Here is a 1,030-nt window from a genome sequence, read left to right as displayed (position 1 = left end):
CCGTGTTCAGCGCACAACCATCTAACGCTGCCGGGATACCCTCGCTCACAGGCCTGTTCGCACCGTCGGCGGTGCCGGATCTGAAGTTCGATCCCAACCTTCCTCGCAATGTTGAGTTCGCTCGCGCTGTCATCGAAGCTGCGATGCGGGCACTCGGGCTTCCCTACCAGTGGGGCGGCGGTTTGTTGACCGGTCCGTCGATGGGTGATGGAACGGGCGGCCCGATCGCCGGTTACGACTGCTCCGGACTGAGCCGCTTCGCGTACTTCATCGGAAGCGGCGGAACCAAGGTGCTGCCTCGGACGTCGCAGGAGCAGTTCCGCGCCGGACACCAGATTCCGATGAGCCAGGCACAGCCGGGTGACCTGCTGTTCGGGAATTGGCAGGCTGACGGCGCCAATCATGTCGCGATCTATCTCGGCGAGGGCAAGATGATCGAGGCACCTCAGACCGGTCAATTGGTGCAGATCAGCGCAGTCCGTTCGGACATGATCCCGGCCAGGTTCCTCTGATGACGGACCTATCTTCCACTGTGAGTAACTGCCGGGCCGAGCGGCCAGGTCGCAGTGTTTCGACGCTCAGTGGTGTCGGGGCCGCCGCCCTGATCCCGGCGGCGCTGACGACGCTATTGATTCAGTGGGGGCCTGCAGCGGCGTCTGCGCTCACTCACAGTGGGAGGGGATGACAGTGACGGACGGCGCACCCGACAGCACAGCCGCAGGCCACTACGATTTGCGTAACGACAGCGGAGAACCTCAACAGAGCACCGCTGAGATTGATGCGAGCACAACCTCGAGTGAAGGAGATACCACTGCCATGACCGCGACAACGCCGTCAAGCCACAAGAAGGCGCTGGAGACAGCACGCAAGGCCGCAGAATCGTTGGCGCAGGAGGCGATTGCAACGAGAGTCGCTCTCGTCGGTGCCATCGGCGAGGCGGAAGCTGAGCTTGCTGCCATCGACGCGGCACGGGTTGAGGCAGAGGACACGATCCGCCTCGCCCATGAACGCGCGCTCGCGGGCGGGTGGA

At 63.7% G+C, this 1,030-nt stretch carries 2 protein-coding genes; both read left to right on the top strand.

Features of this window, described 5'->3' with window-relative positions; all coding sequences use genetic code 11:
* On the top strand, positions 1 to 512 hold a 512-nt coding region (locus ACIQ2D_RS22335; RefSeq protein WP_402867462.1), incomplete at its 5' end, for an NlpC/P60 family protein.
* Between the two features lie 175 nt (positions 513 to 687).
* A partial coding sequence (locus ACIQ2D_RS22330) for a hypothetical protein (protein ID WP_402867461.1) occupies positions 688 to 1,030 on the top strand: 343 nt, incomplete at its 3' end.

This window comes from Lysinibacillus sp. NPDC097287 (genome assembly GCF_044761695.1).
Taxonomy (GTDB): Bacteria; Bacillota; Bacilli; order Bacillales_A; family Planococcaceae; genus Lysinibacillus.
The sequence above is the reverse complement of the archived record's forward strand: the minus strand, read 5'-3'. Positions and strand labels throughout refer to the sequence as shown.